This window comes from Ureibacillus sp. GCM10028918 (assembly GCF_042666115.1).
In the GTDB taxonomy this organism is placed as follows: Bacteria; Bacillota; Bacilli; order Bacillales_A; family Planococcaceae; genus Ureibacillus.
Map to the genome: position 1 here is coordinate 1 of NZ_JBHTFK010000003.1, position 1448 is coordinate 1448.

Consider the following 1448-nt stretch of genomic DNA (forward strand, 5'->3'; position numbering starts at 1 on the left):
TCTACCCATGTCCAGGGTGAAGGTGAGGTAACACTCACTGGAGGCCCGAACCCACGCACGTTGAAAAGTGCGGGGATGAGGTGTGGGTAGCGGAGAAATTCCAATCGAACCTGGAGATAGCTGGTTCTCTCCGAAATAGCTTTAGGGCTAGCCTCGTGATTGAGAATACTGGAGGTAGAGCACTGTTTGGACTAGGGGGGCATCTCGCTTTACCGAATTCAGACAAACTCCGAATGCCAGATATTTATACACGGGAGTCAGACTGCGAGTGATAAGATCCGTAGTCAAAAGGGAAACAGCCCAGACCACCAGCTAAGGTCCCAAAGTAATCGTTAAGTGGAAAAGGATGTGGCGTTGCTTAGACAACCAGGATGTTGGCTTAGAAGCAGCCATCATTTAAAGAGTGCGTAATAGCTCACTGGTCGAGTGACGCTGCGCCGAAAATGTATCGGGGCTAAACGATTCACCGAAGCTGTGGATGGACATCGAAGATGTCCGTGGTAGGAGAGCGTTCTAAGTGCGTAGAAGTCAGACCGGAAGGACTGGTGGAGCGCTTAGAAGTGAGAATGCCGGTATGAGTAGCGAAAGATGGGTGAGAATCCCATCCACCGTATGACTAAGGTTTCCTGAGGAAGGCTCGTCCGCTCAGGGTTAGTCGGGACCTAAGTCGAGGCCGATAGGCGTAGACGATGGACAACAGGTTGATATTCCTGTACCACCTCCCCGCCGTTTGAGTAATGGGGGGACGCAGTAGGATAAGATAAGCGTACCGTTGGTTGAGTACGCCCAAGCAGTAAGGCGTGGAAGTAGGCAAATCCGCTTCCTGTAACGTTGAGCTGTGATGGGGAGCGAGTTTCTCGCGAAGTATCTGATTTCACGCTGCCAAGAAAAGCCTCTAGCGAGGCGGGAGGTGCCCGTACCGCAAACCGACACAGGTAGTCGAGGAGAGAATCCTAAGGTGTGCGAGAGAACTCTCGTTAAGGAACTCGGCAAAATGACCCCGTAACTTCGGGAGAAGGGGTGCTCTCGAAAGAGAGCCGCAGTGAATAGGCCCAGGCGACTGTTTAGCAAAAACACAGGTCTCTGCAAAACCGTAAGGTGACGTATAGGGGCTGACGCCTGCCCGGTGCTGGAAGGTTAAGAGGAGGGGTTAGCGCAAGCGAAGCTCTGAATTGAAGCCCCAGTAAACGGCGGCCGTAACTATAACGGTCCTAAGGTAGCGAAATTCCTTGTCGGGTAAGTTCCGACCCGCACGAAAGGCGTAACGATCTGGGCACTGTCTCAACGAGAGACTCGGTGAAATTATAGTACCTGTGAAGATGCAGGTTACCCGCGACAGGACGGAAAGACCCCGTGGAGCTTTACTGTAGCCTGATATTGAATTTTGGTACAACTTGTACAGGATAGGTAGGAGCCAGAGAACTCGGAGCGCCAGCTTCGAGGGAGGC

The 1448-nt window shown here is 52.4% G+C and carries 1 rRNA gene; it reads left to right on the plus strand.

Annotation, left to right across the window (positions count from 1 at the left end):
• Window positions 1-1448 (plus strand): 23S ribosomal RNA (locus ACFQU5_RS03305); the annotation flags it as partial.